This is a genomic window from Photorhabdus kleinii (assembly GCF_025384885.1).
In the GTDB taxonomy this organism is placed as follows: domain Bacteria; phylum Pseudomonadota; class Gammaproteobacteria; order Enterobacterales; family Enterobacteriaceae; genus Photorhabdus; species Photorhabdus kayaii.
The window spans coordinates 1-25034 of the sequence record NZ_JAJAFY010000058.1 but is presented as its reverse complement, the minus strand read 5'-3'; the positions used below and the strand labels follow the sequence as shown (position 1 = coordinate 25034).

Sequence of the window (25034 nt, the reverse complement as noted above, 5' to 3'; positions counted from 1 at the left end):
GTTTTTCCTATTTTATATAAATTATATTCAAAATAATTTACTAAAAACCCTATTTCACAAGGAATTGAAAAGTGAAAGTGTTAAGACAGTTAAAAATATATGAAATATTGGGGGGGTAATAACATTTTATTCAAGTTTTTATTGTGTTCTATATAATTAATTGTCTTTATTTGGTTTGTTTATTAATATCTAACTTAATTATTTAATTTATAAATAGAATTAACTTTATAGTTTTTTATTCATTTTGTATGAGATAATAGTAATTAATAATCGTGCACTTGAAATCTGAAAAAATTGTAGAGTAACAGATGGAATATGAGCTATAGGGGAAAACTGTTCTTCTGCCAGTGGAAGATTGGCGGTTTATTATTCATTCGCATTGGCCGATTGTTTTAGATTGAGTCAATATGCTGAACCTTTAGCAAGAAGTTAACTGGTTTATGTAATTAATGAAAATCAATAAATAACGGAAACTGACTTGTTTATTAATGGTTTTAGTCTTATTGTGTAGTCAGATTGGATAATTTGTACGTTTAGATTGAAGATAAGGTATGAAAATGGACAACGTAAATAAGCCGTCATTCCACAATGTGTTGGAGTTTGTACATATGTTTCGTCGTAAGAATAAGTTACAGCGCGAAATTGCAGACAATGAAAAGAAAATACGCGATAACCAGAAGCGTGTTTTATTGCTTGATAACTTGAGCGAATACATCAAGCCCGGTATGTCAATTGAGGATATTCAGAGCATCATTATGAATATGAGAAGTGATTATGAAGACCGTATAGATGATCATATAATTAAAAATGCGGATCTTTCTAAAGAGCGTCGGGAATTGTCTAAAAAGCTTAAAACAATGGGTGAACTCAAATAGCATCATTAAATAACCACGCATGAATGCGTGGTTATTCTTACCGACTACGCAATAGCCCAATCAGGTTTAAGCTCTGGATCAACTAAGGTATAAATCTGCTGATATGAAGATTCTTCTTCTGCCATAGTTGCCAGTTGATGTGCAACATCTTGGCGACTAACTGAACCATGAATTTCATGCTGATATCTTTGACAATGGCCTGTTCCTGGTTTATCTGTTAATCCTCCTGGGCGAATAATTGTGTAATTCAAGGAACTTGTCTGAAGGTAGCTTTCTGCCATTGATTTACGCCTGACAGATTGGCCAAACAATGATTTAGCTCTGGGTGACAGGGTTTTCCAGCCTTCGCCACAACCTATTGAGGTAACGAGTAACATACGTGTTATTTCAGTTTTCTCAATAGTATCAATGATAGTCATATTGCCAAAGAGATCTGAATCAATTCCACCAATAGTAGAAAAGACGATTGCTTCTGAACTTACATGTTGTACCGTTTTTTCAACATCTTCAGCATTACAGGCATCACCTTGTATCACTTTGACACCTAAAGCACTCAGTTCAGTAGCCTGCTGAAAATTGCGGATAAGCGCAATGACGGGACGTTTTTGTTGCAGTGCGACAGTCACAAGATGACGTCCAATGCCACTACCTGCACCAAAAATAAGCCACGGTTTCATAGGTTATTCTCCTGGTTAAATAAGAAATCGAATGATAATTAATTGAAGAGAGTCACGGTAATGACTGTTTAAACTAACCCTTATGTGGATAGAATAAAATTAACGGTAAGTGTTTTTGTGGGGTTAGTAGCAAAAAAATGGCTCCTAAAAAGAGCCATTCTGCTGATATTAAACAATGTTGTTTATTCAAAGAATTGCGGTTTAGCCATTGGTGAAGTAGCCGCATTAGTGGCTGAATGGCCCCCAGCTCCCCCTTTCCCTTCAAAATGAGAAAAAGGCCGTTGCCATTCTCTGATAACAATAGGTTTTTCAATCATCTCAGGGGCTGGTGCTTTGGTCATCGGCGCGTAAGAATGATGAAATTTGGCTATAATAGCAACAGGTTGTTTAACCATTTCATCTTTATTCTCTTCAATAATCATCACTGCTGCAATTTCTTTAGAAACAACGATGTCATCTTCTACTTCAGATTGCTGCTCAAATTCAGGGATAATCGGTGTTATTGCAACCAGTTCAATAACTGACCGTTCTTCCTGCACTGATTCAGTTTGCTGTAGAACAATGTCATTTTGTTCTGTAATGCCTGTTTCAGATTTGATTCCGTTTTGGTGAGTTTCTAGCGTCTTTGCTACTTTCGGAGATTCAATGATGGTTTGTTCAGATTCTGCAACAACGATGATTGCAGGTACTGTTTCTGTTGCTATTGCCGACAATACCTCATTTTGCTGTTCTTGCTGTTCGATCATAGAAATTTCCTCAGGCATTTCTATGGAAATCGGAACCACCGGATAGCGAACCCAAACTTTACCGGAAGCCATTTCTGGTGATGCAACAGCCATAGATAATGGTACCGGTGATTGAAGTAGATTTCTTTCATCGCGGTAACGGCGGCGGCGCTGACCACTAACGCGCAAATGACGAGGTGAGCGACGAGAGCGGCGTGGCATAACATTATCTTGTTGCTCTTTATTTTCAGTCAATTGTTGCGGCTGAGCTGTTTCTACCGGTATTTCAACAGGTACTGGTAATTGCTCTTCTGTAACAACAGGTACGGGCAGCGAGGCGGCAGTTGTAACTTCTTTCACTTCATCTATGATGCGAATTTTTTGCTCAAGCTGACGACGTTGGCGACGTGGTATAACCGGTAGACGTTCTTCAACCTCATTTTCAACGACTTCTGGCTTCTGGGTTTCAAGTTGCTGCTGGCGTTTTTCTTCCTGACGACGGCGTTGACGTTCTGCACGTTGCTCGCGACGTTGCTGCTGTTGGGTTTCACGAGCAGCAGTATCTATCGTTACATTGTTATCTTGAGTGCCATTTTTCTGTTGAGTATTACGATTTTTCCGTTGTTCGTCACGATCACGGTTATTACGTTGTTCATCACGCAGATTATTATCATCACGATCTTTACGTGAATTTTGGCGGCGTTGATTGCGTCGTTCAGAAGAGCGACGGTTATCATGACCAGATAATTTATTCTCTTTTTTCTGTGCCAGTTTTTCTTCTTCTGCTTCTGTACTGAACATTTTTTTCAAAGCAGCCAAGAAGCGGCTTAAGAGACCGGGTTGTTCCGTTATAGTCTGAGCCGTGTGGTTTGGCTTTTTCTCTTTTGTTTTATGTGATGGTTGCTGTGCTGGCGTATCGGCTGGCAAAGCAAAAGCAGAAATAGCGGGCTGCTCAGGACGCTTACGTTCAGGTTGGACATCTTCTTGAGGATTTATCGTTCCTGCTTCATAAAATTGAGGAAGCAGATAGCTCAGTGCAGAAATTTCCTCACCCTTACGCACGCGTAGAACAGAGAAGTGAGGAGTCTGCATTTGATCGTTAGGCACGATCACTACGCCAACATCTCCCTGACGGCGTTCAATTGCACTGACTGCCTGGCGCTTTTCGTTTAGTAGATATGAGGCGATTTGTACTGGAACAATAGCATGGACTTGATGCGTGTTCTCTTTCAGTGCCTCTTCTTCAATCAGACGCAAAATGGATAGCGATAGGGATTCATTATCACGAATAGTCCCTGTGCCGCTACAGCGTGGGCAAACGTGGTGGCTGGATTCACCTAGTGATGGGCTCAGGCGCTGACGGGACATTTCCAGTAGACCAAAACGGGAAATACGGCCAATTTGAATACGAGCACGATCCTGGCGAACAGCATCACGTAGGCGGTTTTCCACTTCACGTTGATGACGTACTGGTGTCATATCGATAAAATCGATAACAATCAAACCACCAAGGTCACGCAGGCGTAATTGACGGGCAATTTCATCCGCTGCTTCAAGGTTGGTATTAAAAGCCGTCTCTTCGATATCTCCTCCACGTGTTGCACGGGAAGAGTTAATATCGATCGCAGTTAATGCTTCTGTGGTATCGATAACCACAGCACCGCCTGATGGCAGACGAACTTCACGCTGAAATGCAGATTCAATCTGTGATTCAATTTGATAATGGCTGAACAGGGGAACCTCACCACTATACAGCTTAATTTTACTGGTGAAATCCGGGCGGCCAAGTGCAGTAATATGTTGCCGTGCCAGATCGAGAACCTTGGGATTGTCGATTAGGATTTCACCGATGTCTGGGCGCAAATAGTCGCGGAAAGCACGGACGATAACATTACTTTCTTGATGGATTAAGAAGGGAGCAGAGCGGTTTTCGGCGGCTTTTTTGATCGCTTCCCAGTGTTTAAGGCGGAATGATAAATCCCACTGTAGTGCTTCTGCGGACTTACCGACACCCGCAGTGCGGACGATCAGTCCCATTCCTTCTGGCACTTCTAACGATGCCAAAGCTTCTTTCAGTTCTGTGCGGTCATCTCCTTCGATACGGCGGGAAATACCGCCCGCACGAGGGTTATTAGGCATTAGTACCAGATAACTGCCCGCCAGACTGATAAAAGTGGTTAAGGCGGCCCCTTTATTACCACGTTCTTCTTTATCGACTTGAACGATAACTTCCTGGCCCTCCCTTAAAACATCTTTGATATTAGGGCGACCGTGAGGATGGTAGTTATTGGGAAAATATTCGCGGGCTATTTCTTTAATAGGAAGGAAACCATGCCGTTCAGCGCCGTAGTCAACAAAAGCAGCTTCCAGACTAGGTTCAATTCGGGTGATTTTACCTTTGTAGATATTTGCTTTTTTTTGCTCGTGTCCTGGGCTTTCGATATCCAAATCATAAAGGCGTTGCCCGTCAACCAGAGCAACACGCAACTCTTCTTGCTGAGTTGCGTTGATTAGCATTCTTTTCATTGTAACTTACTCATTATTTTTTACATTAGTTATAGAGCTACGGGTAAATATAGATGAGCGACTGGTAACCGATGGTCTCGTGTCTTTTACAAATCCGCCAACCTCCCGGTTGTCGTTTGTATAGAGACGCATATTTTCGGCAGGTCTGAATTTTCACTTAGAAAACAGTACCCTTTTCTAGGAATAATCTGCAAATATAAATGAAGCTGATTTGATCCAATTCCAGTAATCTGCTACCCGTAGCCCGCTAATTATTTGATTTCCCAGTACGTCTTACGCCATTGCTGCGTTTTTGTGCAATCAAATGAAGAACAAACGTTTAACTTCGCCATTCAGGTTTAAAAAACTGATGATGGCTACGTATTATTCCATTGCTGTTGGGGTGATAGCAAGGTGACTTTATGTCTTTAAGCGGTTTTTCTGATGAAATAGGAAGAAATAGTTAATATTTAATCTTTATCTTAAAGTAGGGAAGGTAACAACCGGAAAGTATGCGTGATTTTTACACATATTTAAAAATGAGTAGCACTCTGCTTGAGTGATAATTAAAATTGCTATCATGAAAACGAATAATCAAGTTGTACAATTTGTCACTATTGATGACGATGAAGCTGGACAGCGAGTTGATAATTTTTTATTAGCGCGTTTGAAGGGTGTTCCTAAGAGCATGATTTACCGGATTGTGCGTAAGGGGGAAGTGCGGGTAAATAAAGGCAGGATAAAACCTGAGTATAAATTGTCTGCGGGGGATGTTGTCAGAATTCCACCGGTCCGGGTTGCAGAACGGCAAGAAGCGCCAGTTTCAGCCAAACTGGATAAAGTCGCTGTATTAGACGATTGTATCTTATACGAAGATGACTATATTCTGGTGCTCAATAAACCTTCTGGTACGGCCGTTCATGGCGGTAGTGGTTTAAGTTTTGGTGTTATTGAAGGATTGCGGGTTTTGCGTCCGGAAGCAAAATTCCTCGAATTAGTGCATCGTTTAGATCGTGATACCTCTGGAATTTTGTTAATTGCTAAAAAACGCTCAGCTTTACGGGCCTTGCATGAGCAATTACGCCTTAAACAGATGCAGAAAGATTATCTGGCTTTAGTACGAGGACAATGGCAATCACATTGTAAGGTTGTTCAGGCTCCATTGCTGAAAAACATCCTGCAAAGTGGTGAGCGGATTGTTAAAGTAAACAGTGAAGGTAAGCCTTCTGAAACGCGTTTTAAAGTAGAAGAGCGTTTTGCCAATGCAACGTTAATGAAAGCCAGTCCGGTAACGGGTCGGACTCATCAAATCCGTGTTCATACTCAATATGCTGGGCATCCGATCGCTTTTGATGATCGCTATGGGGATAAAGTTTTTGATTCGCAACTGTCAGCTACGGGTCTTAACCGCCTATTCTTGCATGCCAGTGCGCTAAAATTTACTCATCCCTCGACGGGGGAGACATTATGTCTTGAAGCACCGATGGATGAGCAATTGCGCTATTGTATAAAAACGCTACGTCAGAATCACAGTAATTAACCTATCGCCGTCAGTGGGTTTACCCCCTGGCGGATTAATAATTCAGTCAATGTAATTAATGGTAAACCTATCAGCGTATTCGGATCTTTCCCTTCAAGTCGTTCAAATAAAGTGATTCCTAACCCTTCGCTTTTAAAGCTTCCGGCACAATTAAGAGGGGTTTCCGCAGTTAAATAAGCCCAGATTTCATCATCAGCCAGCTCTCTAAAATAGACATTGAATAATTCACAACGGGTATCGGTTATTCCTGTTTTGCTGTTAAAGAGAGAAATGCCGGTATAAAAGGTGACGCAATGACCACTGGCTTGCCGTAATTGTTTAAATGCATTTTCAAGATTGTGGGGCTTGCCGGTGATTTCGCCGTTAATAACACAAACTTGATCAGAACCAATAATCAAATGCTGAGAATATTTTGTTTGTAATGCCTGTGCCTTGGCTTGCGCCAAACGTATAACGAGCTGTTCTGCATTTTCATTCATTCGAGGTGTTTCATCAGTATTAGGAGCTGCACATATAAAGGGTAAACGAAGTTTTTCCAGTAACATGCGGCGATAAGCTGATGTGGAAGCTAAAATGATTTGTGTCATAATTTTTCCAAAAGACATGGCGAAATAATTGCAGGCATTTTAAACTAGGCACAGCTTAATAAGCGAATATTTGGCGGAAAGGTGCAGATGTGTGGCCTTTTTCTTTGACTATACCTCATTACAAAGATAATATGCGCGCCTTATGCAAAAGGTAAAATTACCCCTGACCATTGATGCGCTTCGCGCAGCTCAGAAACGATTAGACTACGCAGGTAGTTATTCACCTGAGCAAGTTTTGCGTATCGCGGAATCTGTGGTTAGCGTGGACAATGATGTAGACAGCGTTTTATCGTTTCAGATAGATAACCAACGTCTGGCGGTTGTGCGTGGGCATTCCGATGTGGATGTTACGCTTGAATGTCAGCGTTGTGGCGGTAATTTCAGCCATCACGTTCACATAACATATTGTTTTAGCCCGGTCGTCAATGATGAACAGGCTGAAGCATTACCGGAAGAGTATGAGCCAATTGACGTTAACGAATTTGGCGAAATAGATTTGCTGGCAATGATTGAAGATGAAATAATTCTTTCTCTGCCGGTAGTTCCGGTACATGATTCTGAACACTGTGAAGTGTCCGAAGCGGACATGGTGTTTGGTGAATTACCTCTAGAGGCTGAAAAACCAAACCCATTTGCCGTATTAGCCAGCTTAAAGAAAAGTACTTAAGGAGTAAGGTCAATGGCCGTACAACAGAATAAACCAACTCGTTCTAAACGTGGTATGCGTCGTTCTCATGATGCACTGACTGCACCATTACTATCTGTAGATAAAACTTCTGGTGAAACTCACCTGCGTCACCATGTGACTGCTGATGGCTACTACCGTGGCCGCAAAGTCATCAACAAATAATCTCCGCCAGTCATTAGCAAGTTGATACCTTGACTAATCTGACTTTAGCGTTAGATGCCATGAGCGGGGACTTTGGTCCTCGCGTTACGGTGCCTGCTGCATTGCAGGCACTGGCGTCTAACCCTAGACTTAAATTATTGCTGGTCGGAATCCCCGATATCATTTCTCCGATGCTTGTAAATAGTGATGCTGAGTTGCTCAGTCGTTTACACGTGGTTCCTGCTGAACGGGTTGTGGCTAATGATGCGAAACCGTCGCAAGCGATTCGTAACAGCCGAGGAACGTCAATGCGTATTGCCTTGGATTTAGTGAAATCAGGTGAAGCGCAGGCGTGTATCAGTGCAGGAAACACCGGAGTATTGATGGGGTTATCTAAATTGATGCTAAAATTGATAGAAGGCATTGAAAGACCTGCTTTGATGACCGTGTTGCCAAATCTGAAACAGCGGCAAACTGTCGTATTGGATTTAGGTGCCAATGTTAATTGCGATAGCCGCATGTTGGTGCAATTCGCCATTATGGGTTCAGTAATGGCCGAGGAAGTCGTGGGGGTGGTTAATCCCGCGGTAGCATTGCTTAACATTGGTACGGAAGAGAGTAAAGGGCTGGATAATATCCGCGAAGCCGCCACTATTTTAAAGCGCATTCCGACGATAAATTACATTGGTTATCTGGAAGGTGACGAATTACTGACAGGTAAGAGCGATGTATTGGTATGTGACGGCTTCGCAGGTAACGTGACGTTAAAAACGATGGAAGGGGCGATTAGAGTTATCTTATCCCTGCTTAAATCATCGGATGGACAAAAGAAAAAATTTTCCTGGTTGTTGAGAATAGTCAAGAAGTGGCTGCAAAAACGGATGACAAAACGCTTCGGTCACCTGAACCCTGACCAGTATAATGGCGCATGTCTGTTAGGATTATATGGAATTGTAATCAAAAGCCATGGGGCGGCTAATGAGCATGCGTTTAAAGCCGCAATCGAACAGGCTGTTCAGGCCGTTGAAAGGCAGGTTCCTGATAGAATTGCTGCACGCCTGGAAACAGCATTACCCAAGAGTGACTGAACATACATGTATACAAAAATTTTAGGTACAGGTAGTTATCTACCTGCGCAAGTGCGTACTAATGCTGATTTAGAAAAAATGGTGGATACTTCTGATGAGTGGATTATTACCCGTACAGGTGTCCGCGAGCGTCGTATTGCTACTGATGATGAAACTGTTGCGGTTATGGGGTTCCGGGCTGCAAAGAAAGCAATTGAAATGTCTGGCATTGATAAAGAGCAGATTGATTTAATCATTGTTGCAACAGCTTCATCCACCCATGCTTTCCCCAGTTCTGCGTGCCAAATTCAGCACATGTTGGGTACCCAAAATTCAGCGGCTTTTGATATTTCTGCTGCTTGTTCTGGTTTTGTTTATGCACTGAGTATTGCTGATAAGTTTATTAAAACCGGTGCGGCAAAACATGCATTGGTTATTGGTTCCGATTCTATTACCAGAACACTTGATCCAGAAGATCGCGGAACACTTGTCCTGTTTGGCGATGGTGCAGGTGCTATGGTGGTAGGGGCTTCTAATGAGCCAGGAATTCTTTCAACTCACCTTCATGCAAATGGTAGCTATGGTGAATTGTTGGTATTACCTTATCAGGAGCGTCAGAATCTAAAAGAACCAGCGTATGCTAGTATGATCGGTAATGAAGTATTTAAGATTGCAGTCCGTGAATTGGCTAACATAGTTGATGAGACTTTAGAAGCAAATAACTTACCATATAGTGAGTTGGATTGGTTGGTACCTCATCAGGCTAATTTGCGTATTATCGCAGCGACAGCTAAAAAATTAAATATGACAATGGATAAAGTAGTGGTAACGCTGGATCGTTACGGTAATACTTCTGCGGCATCGGTACCCACAGCATTTGATGAAGCAGTACGTGATGGCCGGATTAAGCGCGGTCAGTTAATCTTAATTGAGGCTTTTGGTGGTGGCCTTACTTGGGGTTCAGCACTGATACGTTTTTAATTTGACAGGAAGATGAACATGTCTATGTCTGAATTTGCAATGGTATTTCCTGGTCAGGGTTCTCAAGACCTTGGTATGTTGGCCGATTTGGCTACAGCGTTCCCGGTTATCGAGCAAACTTTCGCTGAAGCGTCTGATGTGCTGGGATATGATCTCTGGGCTCTGGTTCAACAGGGACCAGAAGAAGAACTGAATAAAACATGGCAAACTCAACCCGCGTTGTTGGCCGCATCGGTTGCTATCTGGCGGGTTTGGCAGGAAAAAGGTGGAAAAGCACCATCACTGATGGCTGGACATAGCCTTGGTGAATATTCTGCACTGGTTTGTGCAGGTGTCATTGATTTCAAACAAGCAGTTAGACTTGTTGAACTGCGTGGCAAATTGATGCAAGAAGCTGTACCTGAAGGTACTGGTGCAATGTATGTTATTATTGGTTTAGATAATGAATCCATTGATCGTGCCTGTAAAGAAGTAGCTCAGGGGCAAATTGTTTCTCCTGTTAACTTTAACTCACCTGGCCAGGTTGTTATTGCGGGTGAGAAAGAGGCGGTAGAGCGTGCTGGTGATGCATGTAAAGCCGCAGGCGCGAAACGAGCGCTGCCTTTGGCAGTCAGTGTACCGTCGCATTGTGCACTGATGAAACCCGCCGCAGATAAGCTGGCAGTTGTTTTGGAAGGAATTGAATTTAGCCATCCTCAGTTCCCGGTGGTAAATAATGTTGATGTGAAAATAGAACAATCTGCTGAAGCTATCCGTGATGCACTGGTACGACAACTCTATAATCCTGTCCGTTGGAGAGAAGCAGTTGAATTTATTGCTGGACAGGGTGTTGGGCAGCTATTAGAAATAGGGCCAGGTAGAGTTTTGACAGGTTTAACTAAACGAATTGTCAATACCTTAAGCGCAGCAGCAGTTAATGACACAGCTACACTAATAACTGCATTGGAAAATAATTGAGGGCAATATGAGATTAGATGGAAAGATTGCATTAGTAACAGGTGCTAGCCGTGGGATCGGCCGTGCAACTGCTGAGCTATTAGCAGAGCGTGGAGCCTATATCATTGGTACAGCAACAAGCGATAAAGGCGCTGAAGTCATCAGTACTTACCTTGGTGAAAAAGGTAAAGGTTTTGTACTGGATGTCACTGATCCGGAATCGATTGAACAGCTTATGTCTACCATCCGAACAGAGTGTGGCGGGCTTGACATTTTAGTGAACAATGCGGGTATCACCGGTGATAATCTAGTGATGCGTATAAAGGATGATGAATGGCAGCATGTTATTGACACTAATCTTTCATCCGTTTTCCGTATGTCAAAAGCGGCGATGCGCTTTATGATAAAAAAACGTTACGGTCGTATCATCTCTGTTGGTTCTGTTGTTGGATCGATGGGGAATGTTGGGCAGGCAAGCTATGCAGCGGCGAAAGCAGGGCTTGTTGGTTTCAGCAAGACATTGGCTCGGGAAGTAATTTCCCGTGGTATTACTGTTAACGTTGTTGCGCCAGGGCTTATTGAAACTGATATGCTAAAAGCATTGCCAGAAGAGCAGTTGGCGAACTTTTCGAATGATATCCCCGCTAAGCGGCTTGGGGATGCAAAAGAAATTGCTAGTGCTGTGGCTTTCTTCGCTTCTGATGAAGCGGCTTACATCACAGGCGAAACATTACATGTCAATGGCGGCATGTATATGAACTAAAAAATGAGCGAACCAGTTGCATTTTTTGTGTCAAATAACGCAAAATAGAGCAAGTTTGTGGTTCGACCAGCCGGGATTGGGTTGCATCTTTTCCTGTATTTTATAAACTACGAAAACCATCGCGAAAGCGAATTTTGATAGGAAATTTAATAGCATGAGCACTATTGAAGAACGCGTTAAAAAAATCATCGTTGAACAACTTGGTGTTAAAGAGGAAGAAGTCGTTAATTCAGCTTCTTTTGTAGATGACTTGGGCGCTGATTCTCTTGACACAGTTGAACTGGTAATGGCTCTGGAAGAAGAGTTCGATATCGAAATTCCAGATGAAGAAGCAGAAAAGATCACTACAGTTCAGGCAGCTATTGATTACGTCCAGAACCAAAGCGAATAAGTGAACACACCTAGGCGGTCATTCGACCGCCTATGTTTCTGCCCTAAATAATTTCCCTCCTTGGAGGATAAGCGTGTCTAAGCGTCGAGTAGTTGTGACCGGACTAGGCATGTTATCTCCTGTCGGTAATACAGCTGAATCTTCTTGGAAAGCTGTTTGTGCCGGACAGAGTGGTATCAGCCTTATTGACCATTTTGACACCAGTCACCATGCAACTAAGTTTGCTGGTCTGGTTAAAGATTTTAATCATGAAGATTTCAATATTTCGCGCAAGGATGCACGAAAAATGGATGATTTCATTCAATATGGTATTGCAGCAGGTGTGCAAGCCATTGAAGATTCTGGAATTGAAGTAACAGAAGCCAATGCTAGTCGTTTTGGTGCTGCTATTGGTTCTGGTATTGGTGGTTTGGGTCTGATTGAAGAAAATCACGGGGCGTTGGTGGCGAGTGGTCCTCGTAAGATCAGCCCGTTCTTCGTACCTTCTACGATCGTAAATATGGTAGCAGGTCATCTGAGTATTATTTACGGTTTGCGTGGCCCAAGTATTTCTATCGCCACAGCATGTACGTCAGGTGTACATAATATTGGTCATGCTGCCCGTATTATTGCTTATAATGATGCTGACATTATGCTAGCCGGTGGTGCAGAAAAAGCCAGTACTCCTCTGGGGGTTGGTGGTTTTGGCGCTGCCCGTGCTTTATCTACCCGTAACGATAATCCACAAGGTGCAAGTCGTCCGTGGGATAAAGGCCGTGATGGTTTTGTTCTGGGGGATGGTGCAGGTATCTTGGTACTGGAAGAGTATGGGCATGCGAAGAGGCGTGGTGCGAAAATTTATGCAGAAATCGTTGGCTTTGGCATGAGCAGCGATGCTTATCATATGACGTCACCACCAGAAAATGGTGCAGGTGCTGCGTTGGCGATGGAAAATGCTCTGAAAGATGCCGGTATCACTACCAAGCAAGTGGGATATATTAATGCTCACGGTACTTCAACATCTGCTGGCGACTTAGCGGAAGCCCATGCAGTTGAGTCCGTGTTTGGTGAAGGCACTGATGTTTTAGTGAGTTCTACCAAATCAATGACGGGTCATTTATTGGGTGCTGCGGGGGCGGTTGAATCTATTTTCACTATCCTGGCATTACGTGATCAAGTTGTTCCGCCGACTATCAACCTGGAAAATCAGGATGAGAACTGCCGTCTGGATTTCGTGCCAAATGAGTCCCGTAAGGTAGAGGGGATGGAATATGCATTGTGTAATTCTTTCGGTTTCGGTGGCACTAACGGCTCACTGATTTTCCGTAAGATTAAACCTGATTAACAGGTAGAGCTTGATATTACAGAAAAATACGGTTGAGTTCCGCTCAGTATGATTTTGTAAATACTTTAAGGCGATAGTATAGAGAGCTCCAATAGTTAATAATTATTGGAGCTTTTTTTGTGGCAAGAATCATGGACATTTTGCACTGGTATCAGCGATATACTATGATACCGCTTGTTGATAAATTGCATTGAAATGCCTTTTTTGAATAATTAAGAACAAAATTATATGTATTGGATTAATGGAGAGCAGTGCGACTATTTACCGGCCAATGATCGTTCAGTTCAATTCGGTGATGGTTGCTTCACAACAGCAAGAATAGAACAGGGGCAGGCCGCTTTGTTGTCACTACATATCCAAAGATTACAAAAAGGCGTTGAAAGGTTATATCTTCCACAACCCGATTGGCAACAGCTTGAAAGTCATATAAGACAGATTGTCTCCACGACTGAACAAGGTGTACTTAAAGTTATTATTTCCCGTGGAACCGGAGGGCGTGGCTATAGTGCTCAGGGGTTTACGCAATCTAATCAGATCTTGTCTCTGAGTCCTTATCCCGATAAATATTTGAAACAGCGTCAGGAAGGTTTATCTATGGTGCTCAGTCCGGTACCGATGGGAATAAACCCCTATCTTGCCGGAATTAAACACCTTAATCGATTAGAACAGATATTGATTAAAACATTTATCGAAAAATCAAATGCTGATGAAGCTCTGGTACTTGATACTGATGGTTTTCTGGTTGAATGTTGTACTGCAAACATTTTCTGGCGTAAAGGAAAAGATGTGTATACTCCTGATTTACGAGGTTGTGGTATCGAAGGTGTGATGCGGGAAAGAATAATCGCGTTATTATCGGAAAGCGATTATCACTTTTCTTGTGTAAGCTGTTATCCCGAAACATTGGCTGATGCAGATGAAGTGATAGTTTGTAATTCTTTAATGCCAGTGATATCTGTCAAAGAAATTCAAGCTCGTGAAAATCAGCCCGGATGGAAATATCAGTCAAGGGAACTGTATGAATATTTGCTTCCTGAATGTCTGAAGTTGTAATTCACGACGTATTTAAGTGAACCGTGTGTTTAAGTGATTAGATTAATTGATGAAATGGAAAAAACGCCTTTTTGCCCTATTGGCTTTGATTGTCATTACGGCAGCGATATTACTCTATGCTGGCTATGAAAAAGTTGAAAAATTTGCGGATCAAACAGTAACAATTAAACAGGATCGAATATTTACCCTACCAGCAGGTATTGGTCGTCATGGTTTGGAAGCGTTACTGGTTCGGGATAACCTGATTGAAGATAGTCATATTTTCCCTTGGTTATTAAGGTTGGAGCCAAAACTTGCCGAGTTCAAGGCGGGAACTTACCAATTAACGCGAGAAATGACTTTACGGGAAATGTTGCAATTATTCTCTAGTGGTAAAGAAGCGCAATTTACGGTCCGTTTTGTTGAAGGTAGCCGTTTATCTGACTGGTGGAAAATACTACAGCAATCTGAATATCTTAAACATGAATTGGATAATAAAGATGCTCAGGAATTGGCTGAAATACTCGATATTAAAGATACAGATACTCTGGAAGGGTGGCTTTATCCTGATACCTATCACTATACGGCAGGCACAAGCGATGTAACATTGCTGAAACGAGCATATCGACAGATGAAAATGACGCTGGAAGAGGAATGGGAAGGTCGCGACAAAAATCTGCCCTATAATAATGCTTATGAAATGTTGATTATGGCGTCGATTATTGAAAAAGAGACCGGTGTTGAGGCTGAGCGGACAAAAGTTGCTTCTGTGTTTATTAATCGTTTACGGTTGAATATGCGACTTCAAACTGATCCGACAGTGATTTATGGTTTAGGTGAAAAATATACAGGCACTATTTTTCGTAAAGATTTAACGACATTGACGCCCTACAATACTTATATGATTAATGGTCTGCCCCCTACACCGATTGCAATGCCTGGTCTTGCTTCTATAAAAGCGGCTGCACACCCGGCAAAAACCGAATTTCTCTATTTTGTGGCGAATGGCAAAGGTGGTCATACTTTTACAACCAATCTGGCTGCGCATAACAAGGCGGTAAATATTTACCGTCAGAGGTTAAAACAGGACAAATGAACGGCAAATTTATTGTTATTGAAGGGCTGGAAGGTGCAGGAAAAACGTCAGCGATGAAAACAGTCGTTGAAATATTGCAGCAGCACGGTATTCAGAATTTAATTTTTACCCGTGAACCGGGTGGAACACCTCTGGCAGAAAAATTACGTGGGTTAATTAAACAAGGTGTTGAAGGTGAACCTCTGACGGATAAAGCAGAGGTGTTAATGTTATATGCAGCCAGAGTTCAATTAGTAGAAAATGTGATTAAACCTGCTTTGGCCCGTGGCACATGGGTTGTGGGTGATCGTCATGACCTCTCTTCCCAGGCATATCAAGGGGGAGGACGTGGTATTGATAAAAACTTGATGACTTCGCTACGTGATACTGTGCTGGGTGATTTTCGTCCTGACCTGACTATTTATCTCGATCTTCCTCCTCAAATTGGTTTACTGCGTGCCCGTGAGCGTGGAGAGTTAGATCGAATTGAAAAAGAGTCGATAGATTTTTTTGATCGTACGCGCAGTCGTTACCTGGAGTTTGCAGCACAGGATAAGCGTATTGTGACCGTTGATGCGGCTCAACCAATAGAGCAAGTACAAGCCGATATTTGCCAGGTGTTTGGGCAATGGCTGAAGCGGCAGGAAAATGGCTAAATGAATTGGTATCCGTGGCTTAATCAGGCATATCGTCAGTTGGTGGAATCTCATCAGCAAGGACGAGGCCATCATGCTTTATTGGTTCATGCTAATGCAGGTACTGGGGCCGATGTGTTGATCTATGGATTAAGCCGATGGTTAATGTGTCGGAATAGACAGGGGATGAAAAGTTGTGGAAAGTGTCATAGTTGTCACCTGATGATGGCAGAAACTCATCCTGATTGGCATATTATGTCACCGGAGAAGGGGAAAACCAGTGTTGGTGTGGAAGCGGTACGGCAAATTACGGAAAAACTCTATAGCCGTTCTCAGCAAGGTGGGGTAAAAATTGTCTGGTTACCTTTGACCGAATGTCTGACAGATGCTGCTGCCAATGCATTATTGAAAACGTTGGAAGAGCCGCCGGAACATACCTATTTTCTTCTGAAATGTCGGCAGCCGTCCAGTCTTTTGGCTACTTTACGCAGCCGCTGTTTTTACTATTTTCTGCCGGTACCTGAGACGGAAAGTAGCCTTTATTGGTTGCAAAAACAGTTGCCTTTAATTTCTTCGGTCGATGCAATGACAGCCTTGAAACTGTCTCAGGGAGCACCTGTAGCAGCAGAACAATTGTTGCAACCGGAGCAATGGCAGATACGGGAACAGTTTTGCCAGGCTGTTAAACAGGCTTTGGATAAACGTGATGCTTTGTCACTTTTACCCCAACTGAATCATGAAAATGCGCCACAACGCCTTCATTGGCTTATCAGTTTGTTATTTGATGCGGTGAAGTGGCAACAGCAGTTACAGCGTTATTGTATCAATCAGGATCAACAAACGCTGATTTATCAATTGAGTTCCATGCATACTATGGCTGTTTTACTGCAAAGCGTTGATGACTGGATGTCTTGTCGTCATCAGTTGCTTTCAGTCGTGGGCGTAAATTGGGAATTGTTACTGGCAGAACAGTTGCTTAATTGGGAAAAACAGTTTACTTCATAACCCTGAAATCTTTTTGTATACGAGTTTAAATATGTTGTTAGTTGATTCGCATTGTCATCTCGATTGTCTCGATTATGAAAACCTACATAAAAATGTAGATGATGTTGTTGCGAAAGCGGCAGATCGGGAAGTTAAATTTATGCTGGCAGTAGCGACGACGCTACCCGGTTTCCAGCAAATGAAAACCCTAATTGGTGAACGGGAAAATATCGTATTTTCCTGTGGTATTCATCCACTTAACTTGGATGAAGGTTATAATTTTGATGAGTTAGCGCGTTTAGCTGCTGGGAATGAAGTTGTTGCACTAGGTGAAACTGGGCTGGATTACTATTATCAACAGGATAATGCTGAATTACAGCGAACTTCATTTCGTGAACATATCCGTATCGGACGCAAACTCAACAAGCCTGTTATCGTTCATACCCGTAGTGCCCGTGATGATACTTTGAGGGTATTACGTGAAGAACAGGCACGAGAATGTGGTGGTGTTTTGCACTGTTTTACCGAAGATAAAGATACGGCTAGAGAATTACTGGATTTAGGCTTCTATATTTCATTCTCTGGTATTGTTACTTTCCGTAATGCGGAGCAGATCCGTGAAGCAGCAAGATATGTACCATTGGATCGTATTCTAATTGAAACCGATTCTCCTTATCTTGCACCTGTGCCTCATCGTGGTAAAGAAAACCAGCCTGCTTATGTGCGTGATGTTGCGGAATATATGGCTGTACTCAAGGGGGTGAATATTGAGGCATTGGCAGAAGTGACCACACAGAATTTTTGCGATTTATTTCATATTGATGTGGACAAAATTTGATTTATCAACTTGAATCTTTGGTTTGTAAGCGCTCATATATCTGTTGTTTTTTTATAAAAGGAAAATGTGATGGCAGAAGAAACTATTTTCAGTAAAATTATTCGCCGTGAAATACCTTCTGATATTGTTTATCAGGACGATCTGGTCACTGCATTCCGCGATATTTCTCCACAGGCCCCGACTCATATTTTGATTATTCCAAATGACCTGATCCCAACAGTGAACGATGTTAAACCGGAGCATGAAGCAGCATTAGGTCGAATGATGACGGTTGCAGCAAAAATTGCTGAACAAGAAGGCATTGCTGAAGATGGATATCGTTTGATTATGAACTGTAATCGCCATGCGGGGCAGGAGGTTTATCATATTCATATGCATTTGGTTGGTGGTCGCCATTTAGGGCCATTGTTGATGAAGTCGATGTGAAGTACTGAAATTCATGGACATAGGCAGATATTCGGGGGGATGTTTATTTTAAGCTGGCCCCTGAATATTTCGATTTTTTAAATAAATGCTGCAAATTTATCATTGGAGTTGAACTGATAATTTGTTGCTGGTGTCACAGCAAAAACTTATCTGTTTTTTAAAACTCTGTAATTGGAATAGGTTGATGAAAAGAATTCTTTTTGTAGCACTATCGGTTATGTTTTTGGCGGGATGTCCATCCTTGCCACCGGAGCAGCCTGAACCTCCGACGCCGGTTGTACCAGTGACCCCATCGGAAAAACCGACACCACCATCTGAAAAGGTACCAGAGCCTCCTAAAATGAGCGCGGTTGACTGGGAAAATACAGTGCAACCATTAGTAGAGCAACTCGTTAAGGCTCATGGGTTGGAAAACGCGAAGTTACTATTAGTTGATACAGTGAAAAATAATACTAACGGCGCATTACAAACCATGCAAGCAACCGATACTTTGCGTCAGGCTCTCAGTAGCGAGCATGTTTTTGAATTAATACCACAAAATCAGGTGCAAAATGCCCGTCAATCTCTGGGCTTATCTGAAGAAGATAGTTTGGGATTGCGTAGTAAAGCGATTGGTCTGGCGCGTTATTTGAATGCGGATTATGTTCTCTATTCCATAGTTTCAGGTAACAGTGATAAGCGTGATATCGTCATGCAACTGATGCTGGTAAAGACGGGCGAGATTCTTTGGTCAGGGCACGGTGACGTTAAATAATCATAATTGTTTATTGCAGGCATTGCGCAAACAATGGCCGCATACCGCAGTAAACGATTGGAAGATAAGACCGTTAAGTGGGCTGACGAATGAGAGTTATTATGCCACCAATGGTGAATATCATATTGTCGGCCGCAGGCAGGGGCAGCAGGGGAAACAGCTTGGTGTTAATCGTCAGCGTGAAAGCGCCATTTTACGCCATCTCAGCCAGGTAAAAATTGCTCCACAAGTCATAGCAATGGTTCCTCACTGGCTAATGTTGGAGTGGTTGCCTGGTCATATTATTGGGCAAAATGAGTTTTCTCAGCCTGATTTTTTGCAAAAACTGGCGGCATTATTGGCTATTTTGCATCACCAGCCTCTGTTTGGTTACCGGCTTCAACTGAGGAATCAGCTAGAAAGCCATTGGTTGCAAATTGATAAAGCGCGTCTTACTCCCTGTTGGTTGCGGCTGCATAAACGTTTTATGTCATCTCCGATGCCTTCAATACTAAAATTATCACCCGTTCATATGGACGTGCATTGTGGTAATTTGCTTAATACCTCTCAAGGGCTGAAACTCATTGATTGGGAATATGCAACTGATACTGATATTGGATTTGCGTTAGCGGCGTTGTTTCGCACTGATCATTGGGATGAGCCGCAGCAGCAGGATTTTTTGAATTACTATTGTAGTCAGCCATCAGGATATTTAAACCGGACACTATTAGAACGCCAAATTAAACGTTGGCAACCTTGGGTTGATTACATGATTTTAATGTGGTTTGAAGTGCGCTGGAAACAGAGTGGTGATCCACACTTTTTAGAACTAGCACAACCGTTGCGTCTCTCTTTTGGTCTAACGTTTTAAGCTGCATTGATTGCAGTAATATGAATATAAGCGAGGAATGTTATGGGTCCGATCATGTTAGATGTTGTCGGTTATGAATTGGATAATGAAGAAAAGGAAATTTTGCAACATCCATTAGTGGGCGGATTAATTCTGTTTACCCGCAATTTTTATGATGTTGAGCAATTACGAGAATTAGTCCGTCAGATTCGTGAGGCCTCTCGTCATCGTCTTGTGATTGCTGTTGATCAAGAAGGCGGCAGAGTTCAGCGTTTCCGAGAAGGTTTCACTTGTTTACCGGCGGCTCAATCTTTTGCTGGATTGAGTGACAATCTCAATGGCACTCAATTGGCGGAAGAGGCGGGCTGGTTGATGGCGTCTGAAATGATTGCTATGGATATCGATATCAGCTTTGCACCGGTATTGGATTTAGGTCACCAGTGTGTGGCTATTGGTGAACGTTCATTCCATGAAGATCCTGAACAGGCCAAGATGATGGCGGAGCACTTTATTAAAGGCATGCATTCTGCCGGAATGAAATCGACGGGTAAACATTTTCCGGGGCATGGTGCTGTCGATGCTGATTCTCATAAAGAAACTCCCTGTGATGATCGCCCGTTAGAAGCGATTTGTCATCATGACATGTCTATTTTCCGTGATTTTATCCAGCGTAATTTATTGGATGCGATTATGCCGGCTCATGTGATCTATTCTCAGGTAGATGAACATCCCGCCAGCGGGTCGTCATATTGGTTAAAATCAGTGCTGCGTCAGCAATTGGGCTTTAATGGCGTGGTATTTTCCGATGATCTCTCTATGGAAGGGGCGGCAATGATGGGAAGTTATGTTGAGCGCGGACAGACTGCTCTCAATGCAGGTTGTGACATAATTTTGATATGTAATAACCGTGATGGAGCAGTTAGCGTGCTTGATAATCTGCCTTTGACCAAAGTGGAGAAATTATCAGAATTGTATCATCGAGGTGGTCAATACAGTCTGAATGAGTTAAAGAATTCAAAACGTTGGCAACAGGCTAATAAAGCACTAACGGTTTTACATGAGCAATGGCAGGGTTGTGTGCGGTAATTTGTAAAGTCGTATCTTATGTTTGTTCTATTACTAAATAAATGACTTTTAATGTTAATTGTGCGGGAAAATATCCCGCTTTTTGTATACATAGCATGGTCACATTCCTAAAATTTCATTGATATCAGGTTCTTTAAGGCATCTTTTTTGAAGCATATTTCATTTCCTATGTAAATAAGAAAATGAAATAAATAAGAGCTGAATCCAACCAACTGAAAATAAATTGACAAATTTTGTGATTGATGTTTATTTATTCAAAAGAATTTGATGTTGTTCAATTTTGGTATGACCCACTAACCAGTCATGATATTCTGTAATTATCACATCAGTTATTTGTATAAAACTAAATGTTATTTAAAGGTATTATTTTACTGTCCTTAAATAACATTTGGTTTACATTTTAGTGGAGTAGTCATGACAACACCAAAGAAGAGAATTGTTATCATTGGTGGAGGTGCCGGTGGTTTGGAACTGGCAACCAGTCTGGGGCATAAGTTGGGTCGTAAGAAGAAAGCAGAAATTGTGCTAGTGGATCGTAACCAAAGCCATTTATGGAAGCCGTTATTACATGAAGTGGCAACAGGCTCCCTTGACGATGGGGTTGATGCGTTGAGTTATCTGGCTCATGCCCGTAACCACTATTTCAGTTACCAATTAGGGACGTTAACTGATATTCACCGTGATAGCAAAAAAATTACTTTGACTGAGATCAGGGATGAATATAACGAAGTATTGGTTCCTGAACGTGAATTGAGCTATGACATTCTAGTTATGGCCTTGGGAAGTACATCTAATGATTTTAATACACAAGGTGTGAAAGAGCATTGTATCTTCCTGGATAACCCACAACAGGCTCACCGTTTCCATAATGAAATGTTGAATCTGTTTCTTAAATATTCTGCAAACTGTGGTCAGCAAGATAAGGTTAATATTACTATCGTTGGCGGTGGTGCGACAGGTGTTGAGTTATCAGCGGAATTGCACAATGCGGTAAAACAGCTTAACAGTTATGGTTTTGAAGGGCTGAGTTCAGAAGCATTGAACGTGACACTAGTCGAAGCAGGGGAGCGAATTTTGCCTGCATTGCCGGCACGTATTTCTGCTGCGGCACATCAAGAACTCACAAAACTTGGCGTTCATGTATTAACCAAAACTATGGTGACCAGCGCTGATGAACGTGGGTTGAATACTAAAGAAGGTGAGCTGATTAAAGCTGATCTCATGGTATGGGCTGCTGGTATCAAAGCACCTGATTTTATGAAAGATATTGCCGGTCTTGAAACTAACCGAATTAATCAGCTAGTGGTAAAGCCAACTCTGCAAACGACACTTGATGATCATATTTTTGCCATTGGTGATTGTGCCTCATGCTCGAAGAAGGAAGGTGGTTTTGTTCCACCAAGGGCACAGGCGGCTCATCAAATGGCTAGCCGCTGTTACAGTAATATTATTGCCTTGTTGCATGATAAACCGTTAAAAGAGTATACCTACAAAGATTATGGCTCATTGGTATCATTGTCTAAATTTAGTACGGTGGGTAGTTTGATGGGCAATTTGATGCGTGGTTCAATGATGATCGAAGGGCGTATAGCTCGTGCTGTCTATATTTCTTTATATCGTATGCATCAGGTGGCTTTACATGGTTATATTAAAACTGGCTTGATGATGCTTGTTGGCGGTATTAACCGTGTTATCCGTCCACGATTAAAACTGCATTAATTATTTAATTGATATAAGGCCACCCGTAGAATAACGGGTGGCCCTGATAAAGCATTACGACTTTAATCTGAAATTATTTACTTTAATTAAGAAAACAGACGATCAACTAATTTGAAAGCATTTTCAACATTTGGTCTCGTGCCGATTCCTTGTGGTTCTCCTATTATAAAACCGCTACTTCTAACCAGTGTTGCTATTTGAGTGCCATTAAGATATTTATGATATTTTGATTTAATATAGGATTGAATAAGCGCTAATGCACCTGCGACTAAAGGTGTAGCGCTGGATGTGCCATTATAACTGCGAGTATAATTTCTATTATTTCCTGGTAGGTACTGTAAGTTTGTGTACCCAGTAGTTGTGACATTCTCACCCCAGGAGTTTAAACTGGTGTGAAGATTATGATTGGAAAAGCCTAACCTGTGTCCATTAATTGATGTACAGGCACCGATCATAATACCGCCAGGATCGCCATAATTAGGGAAAGTGAAGTCATAGGCTAAATTAAGACCACTATTACCAGAAGCGAAAATAATTGTTGCCCCTGCATCAGCACAGCTTTTTATTTTTTGCCAATTAGATTTGAGATAAGTAAAAGGATAATATCTATTATTGGCTACAGTTTGAATATTTAAACTAATAATATCTCCTGGTAAAAAGCTATATATTATTCTGTCAAAATCATCGACGTCATAAAAACGAAATTGACATTCGTGAGCAATACCCGTCACACCGAATTTATTATCTTTTGCAGCAATACAGCCGGTGGCTGCTGTGCCGTGATTACAATCTTGTGTTTCTGGGCGGCTGTTGATAACCGTAATATTACCAACTAAATCTTCATGGTTTCTATAAACGCCAAAATCAAGATGGTGTACAGTGACGCCTTTGCCTTTATAACCTTCATCCCAGACCTTCCTAATATTCATACCGCTGTGTTCGTCTAAATATCCCTGTAGATGTGAAAAATCAGGTGTAACGATATGAGTAGTATCAAATTCAGGAATTATTGTTTCCTCTTCGGACAGAAGTAAAGGCGGTGGCGGTAGCTCTTTCAAAATCGGCGTAAGAGAGCAAAATTCGACATAATCCAGTTTCTCCAGTTCATTGGCTAACTTGATTAAATCAGCATGATTAATATCAGCATCTATCTTGTAGAGGTGAATTAACTTACTGAATTCTGGTGTTTTCCAGGTTTTATTATCTAAATCTTCTTGATTAAAAACAGGTTTTATCTCTATTGCGTGTTGAGATGAATTAAAAATAGATAATAAATTATCTTTTTCTATTTCAAATTTTTTTAGGCCATCAGGGGAAAACATAATCTCAAGGTTATATTTCAAATTCTTGTTTGGGATATCATTGTTTCCTTTTAAAGAGGTAGTATTTTCTTTGGAAGGTATCTGTTTCGATGGAATATGGTTAATATTGATATTATTAGTTTTGTCTTTATCTATCTCATCGATTTTTTTATCGATATCAAACAGAAAGTCTGATTCTTTTATTTCTATATTTTCTGGTGTAAGCGCAGCAATTGTTTTACCATCTTTTTTAATGGTGGTTTCTATTGTATAATTTGCGGGTTTAAGTGAAGTCAAACAGATGAGTTGATTATCTTCACTATAACGTTCATATATCTCTTTTGTGTTTGAATTGGTTACGGTGTATTTTATTTCTGTATCGTTACTAATTTCACCGTGACATTTAAGATATAAATTACCGTCAAATTTTGCAGATTGAAAATACTCAAGGAATATGGACATTTTCATTCTCCTCTTTGGTTAATTTCATCCTTAGTATAACTATAATTGGGTATTTCATATTATTATTATTTCTTAGTCCATTGTTCTGTTAGAGAGTAACTGGGTTATCTATACTAATTATTACTGAGTGTGATTTTAAAATTAATTTATAATCTCTTTGGTGAGGAAGTTATTTTTCTTAAAATAAAAAGTAGGTTTTTATTAAGGTGGATAAGTTTGAATCACCCTATTAATAGTGTAGGGAAGATTCATATAATAAGTACAATATCGTTACTCTGGAAGTAAACATATCCGCATTCCTTTAAATAATTCATTGGGTGTTTTACCCCCTAGTTTTTCGGGAGCGATTACTTAATCGGTTTACCACAAAATTTATTTCCTGCTCAGAGACTTTATTCAGTTTGGTTCCTTTGGAAAGTATTGCCTGATTAATCCATTGATCCCCTCTTTTCCTGAGGTGAGTAGAGGTGTGATAAAAGTAAATTTGTGCCTCTAATTTTTCACTGATGAGTTCATGCTCTGCAAACACCAAACTGTTGTTGAATGTGATAATCCTAACCGTTTGTTTTAACCCGTATAACACTTTCACGGCGGCTTGCACGACTTCTGATGCTGTTTGCTATTGAGCTTAACGATAAGGGTATACCGCGTCTTACTTTTCTGCCAACTGAGCTAAAAGTTACCATCTAACCT

24 protein-coding genes and 1 pseudogene are annotated in these 25034 nt (G+C 41.5%); 20 read left to right on the top strand and 5 right to left on the bottom strand.

The features are described from left to right. Positions 1-557: 557 nt before the first annotated feature. Positions 558-875 carry a PTS system regulator TmaR gene (tmaR, locus tag LG003_RS20015; RefSeq protein WP_112878499.1) on the top strand — a complete coding sequence of 106 codons (318 nt, stop codon included), beginning with the start codon at positions 558-560 and terminating at the stop codon, positions 873-875. A gap of 44 nt (positions 876-919) precedes the next feature. On the opposite strand, the gene LG003_RS20010 is transcribed toward tmaR, so the two are convergent. Continuing rightward, the gene (locus tag LG003_RS20010) at positions 920-1552 is read right to left on the bottom strand and encodes an NAD(P)-binding oxidoreductase (protein ID WP_112878498.1); all 633 of its coding nucleotides are present in this window, start codon (positions 1550-1552) and stop codon (positions 920-922) included. 182 nt (positions 1553-1734) lie between these two features. Continuing rightward, positions 1735-4803, bottom strand: coding sequence for a ribonuclease E (rne, locus tag LG003_RS20005; RefSeq protein WP_112878497.1), 3069 nt, complete (start codon positions 4801-4803; stop codon positions 1735-1737). Positions 4804-5362: 559 nt separating this feature from the next. Between rne and rluC the strand changes: the two genes are divergently transcribed. Further along, entirely contained in the window at positions 5363-6322 is a 960-nt protein-coding gene (gene rluC, locus LG003_RS20000; protein ID WP_112878529.1) for a 23S rRNA pseudouridine(955/2504/2580) synthase RluC, read from the top strand. On the opposite strand, the gene LG003_RS19995 is transcribed toward rluC, so the two are convergent. Beyond that, complete coding sequence (locus tag LG003_RS19995) at positions 6319-6909, bottom strand: Maf family protein (RefSeq protein WP_112878496.1); 591 nt, start codon at positions 6907-6909, stop codon at positions 6319-6321. The genes rluC and LG003_RS19995 overlap by 4 nt on opposite strands. A 142-nt stretch (positions 6910-7051) precedes the next feature. On the opposite strand from LG003_RS19995, the gene yceD reads away from it, so the two are divergent. From yceD to LG003_RS19905, 18 genes are all read left to right on the top strand, one after another. Continuing rightward, positions 7052-7576, top strand: a complete 525-nt coding sequence (gene yceD, locus LG003_RS19990; protein WP_036782159.1) for a 23S rRNA accumulation protein YceD — start codon at positions 7052-7054, stop codon at positions 7574-7576. Between the two features lie 12 nt (positions 7577-7588). After that, the gene (gene rpmF, locus LG003_RS19985) at positions 7589-7759 is read left to right on the top strand and encodes a 50S ribosomal protein L32 (RefSeq protein ID WP_011147057.1); all 171 of its coding nucleotides are present in this window, start codon (positions 7589-7591) and stop codon (positions 7757-7759) included. Positions 7760-7788: 29 nt separating this feature from the next. Further along, positions 7789-8826 carry a phosphate acyltransferase PlsX gene (plsX, locus tag LG003_RS19980; RefSeq protein WP_112878495.1) on the top strand — a complete coding sequence of 346 codons (1038 nt, stop codon included), beginning with the start codon at positions 7789-7791 and terminating at the stop codon, positions 8824-8826. Between the two features lie 6 nt (positions 8827-8832). Continuing rightward, entirely contained in the window at positions 8833-9786 is a 954-nt protein-coding gene (locus tag LG003_RS19975) for a beta-ketoacyl-ACP synthase III (RefSeq protein WP_112878494.1), read from the top strand. 24 nt (positions 9787-9810) lie between these two features. Continuing rightward, positions 9811-10743, top strand: a complete 933-nt coding sequence (gene fabD / locus LG003_RS19970; RefSeq protein ID WP_112878528.1) for an ACP S-malonyltransferase — start codon at positions 9811-9813, stop codon at positions 10741-10743. A gap of 7 nt (positions 10744-10750) precedes the next feature. After that, a complete protein-coding gene (gene fabG, locus LG003_RS19965; protein WP_112878493.1) occupies positions 10751-11485 on the top strand; it encodes a 3-oxoacyl-ACP reductase FabG in 735 nt (244 codons plus the stop codon). Positions 11486-11639: 154 nt separating this feature from the next. After that, on the top strand, positions 11640-11876 hold the full coding sequence (acpP, locus tag LG003_RS19960) for an acyl carrier protein (RefSeq protein ID WP_011147052.1): 237 nt from the start codon (positions 11640-11642) through the stop codon (positions 11874-11876). A gap of 73 nt (positions 11877-11949) precedes the next feature. Then, positions 11950-13200, top strand: coding sequence for a beta-ketoacyl-ACP synthase II (gene fabF / locus LG003_RS19955; protein WP_112878492.1), 1251 nt, complete (start codon positions 11950-11952; stop codon positions 13198-13200). Positions 13201-13428: 228 nt separating this feature from the next. Further along, positions 13429-14253, top strand: coding sequence for an aminodeoxychorismate lyase (pabC, locus tag LG003_RS19950; RefSeq protein ID WP_112878491.1), 825 nt, complete (start codon positions 13429-13431; stop codon positions 14251-14253). Between the two features lie 49 nt (positions 14254-14302). Continuing rightward, positions 14303-15328, top strand: coding sequence for an endolytic transglycosylase MltG (gene mltG / locus LG003_RS19945; protein ID WP_112878490.1), 1026 nt, complete (start codon positions 14303-14305; stop codon positions 15326-15328). Then, positions 15325-15963, top strand: coding sequence for a dTMP kinase (gene tmk, locus LG003_RS19940; protein WP_112878489.1), 639 nt, complete (start codon positions 15325-15327; stop codon positions 15961-15963). Before mltG ends, tmk begins: the two co-directional genes overlap by 4 nt. Next, the gene (holB, locus tag LG003_RS19935) at positions 15964-16947 is read left to right on the top strand and encodes a DNA polymerase III subunit delta' (protein ID WP_112878488.1); all 984 of its coding nucleotides are present in this window, start codon (positions 15964-15966) and stop codon (positions 16945-16947) included. It begins immediately after the preceding gene. Between the two features lie 31 nt (positions 16948-16978). After that, entirely contained in the window at positions 16979-17764 is a 786-nt protein-coding gene (locus LG003_RS19930) for a metal-dependent hydrolase (RefSeq protein ID WP_112878487.1), read from the top strand. A gap of 69 nt (positions 17765-17833) precedes the next feature. Continuing rightward, complete coding sequence (gene hinT, locus LG003_RS19925; RefSeq protein ID WP_112878486.1) at positions 17834-18190, top strand: purine nucleoside phosphoramidase; 357 nt, start codon at positions 17834-17836, stop codon at positions 18188-18190. 184 nt (positions 18191-18374) lie between these two features. Beyond that, complete coding sequence (lpoB, locus tag LG003_RS19920; RefSeq protein ID WP_112878485.1) at positions 18375-18944, top strand: penicillin-binding protein activator LpoB; 570 nt, start codon at positions 18375-18377, stop codon at positions 18942-18944. Continuing rightward, entirely contained in the window at positions 18931-19794 is an 864-nt protein-coding gene (gene thiK / locus LG003_RS19915) for a thiamine kinase (RefSeq protein ID WP_112878484.1), read from the top strand. Before lpoB ends, thiK begins: the two co-directional genes overlap by 14 nt. Before the next feature lie 42 nt (positions 19795-19836). Continuing rightward, positions 19837-20859: a beta-N-acetylhexosaminidase gene (gene nagZ / locus LG003_RS19910; protein ID WP_112878483.1), complete on the top strand. Its 1023-nt coding sequence runs from the start codon at positions 19837-19839 to the stop codon at positions 20857-20859. A gap of 414 nt (positions 20860-21273) precedes the next feature. Continuing rightward, the gene (locus tag LG003_RS19905) at positions 21274-22578 is read left to right on the top strand and encodes an NAD(P)/FAD-dependent oxidoreductase (protein ID WP_262981453.1); all 1305 of its coding nucleotides are present in this window, start codon (positions 21274-21276) and stop codon (positions 22576-22578) included. A gap of 86 nt (positions 22579-22664) precedes the next feature. Here the strand turns inward: LG003_RS19905 and LG003_RS19900 are convergent, their stop codons facing one another. Together LG003_RS19900 and LG003_RS19895 are read right to left on the bottom strand one after the other, a co-directional pair. Continuing rightward, positions 22665-24341, bottom strand: coding sequence for a S8 family peptidase (locus tag LG003_RS19900; RefSeq protein WP_262981452.1), 1677 nt, complete (start codon positions 24339-24341; stop codon positions 22665-22667). Between the two features lie 270 nt (positions 24342-24611). Then, positions 24612-24995: pseudogene (locus tag LG003_RS19895) on the bottom strand (IS30 family transposase); the annotation flags it as partial. Positions 24996-25034 lie beyond the last annotated feature (39 nt).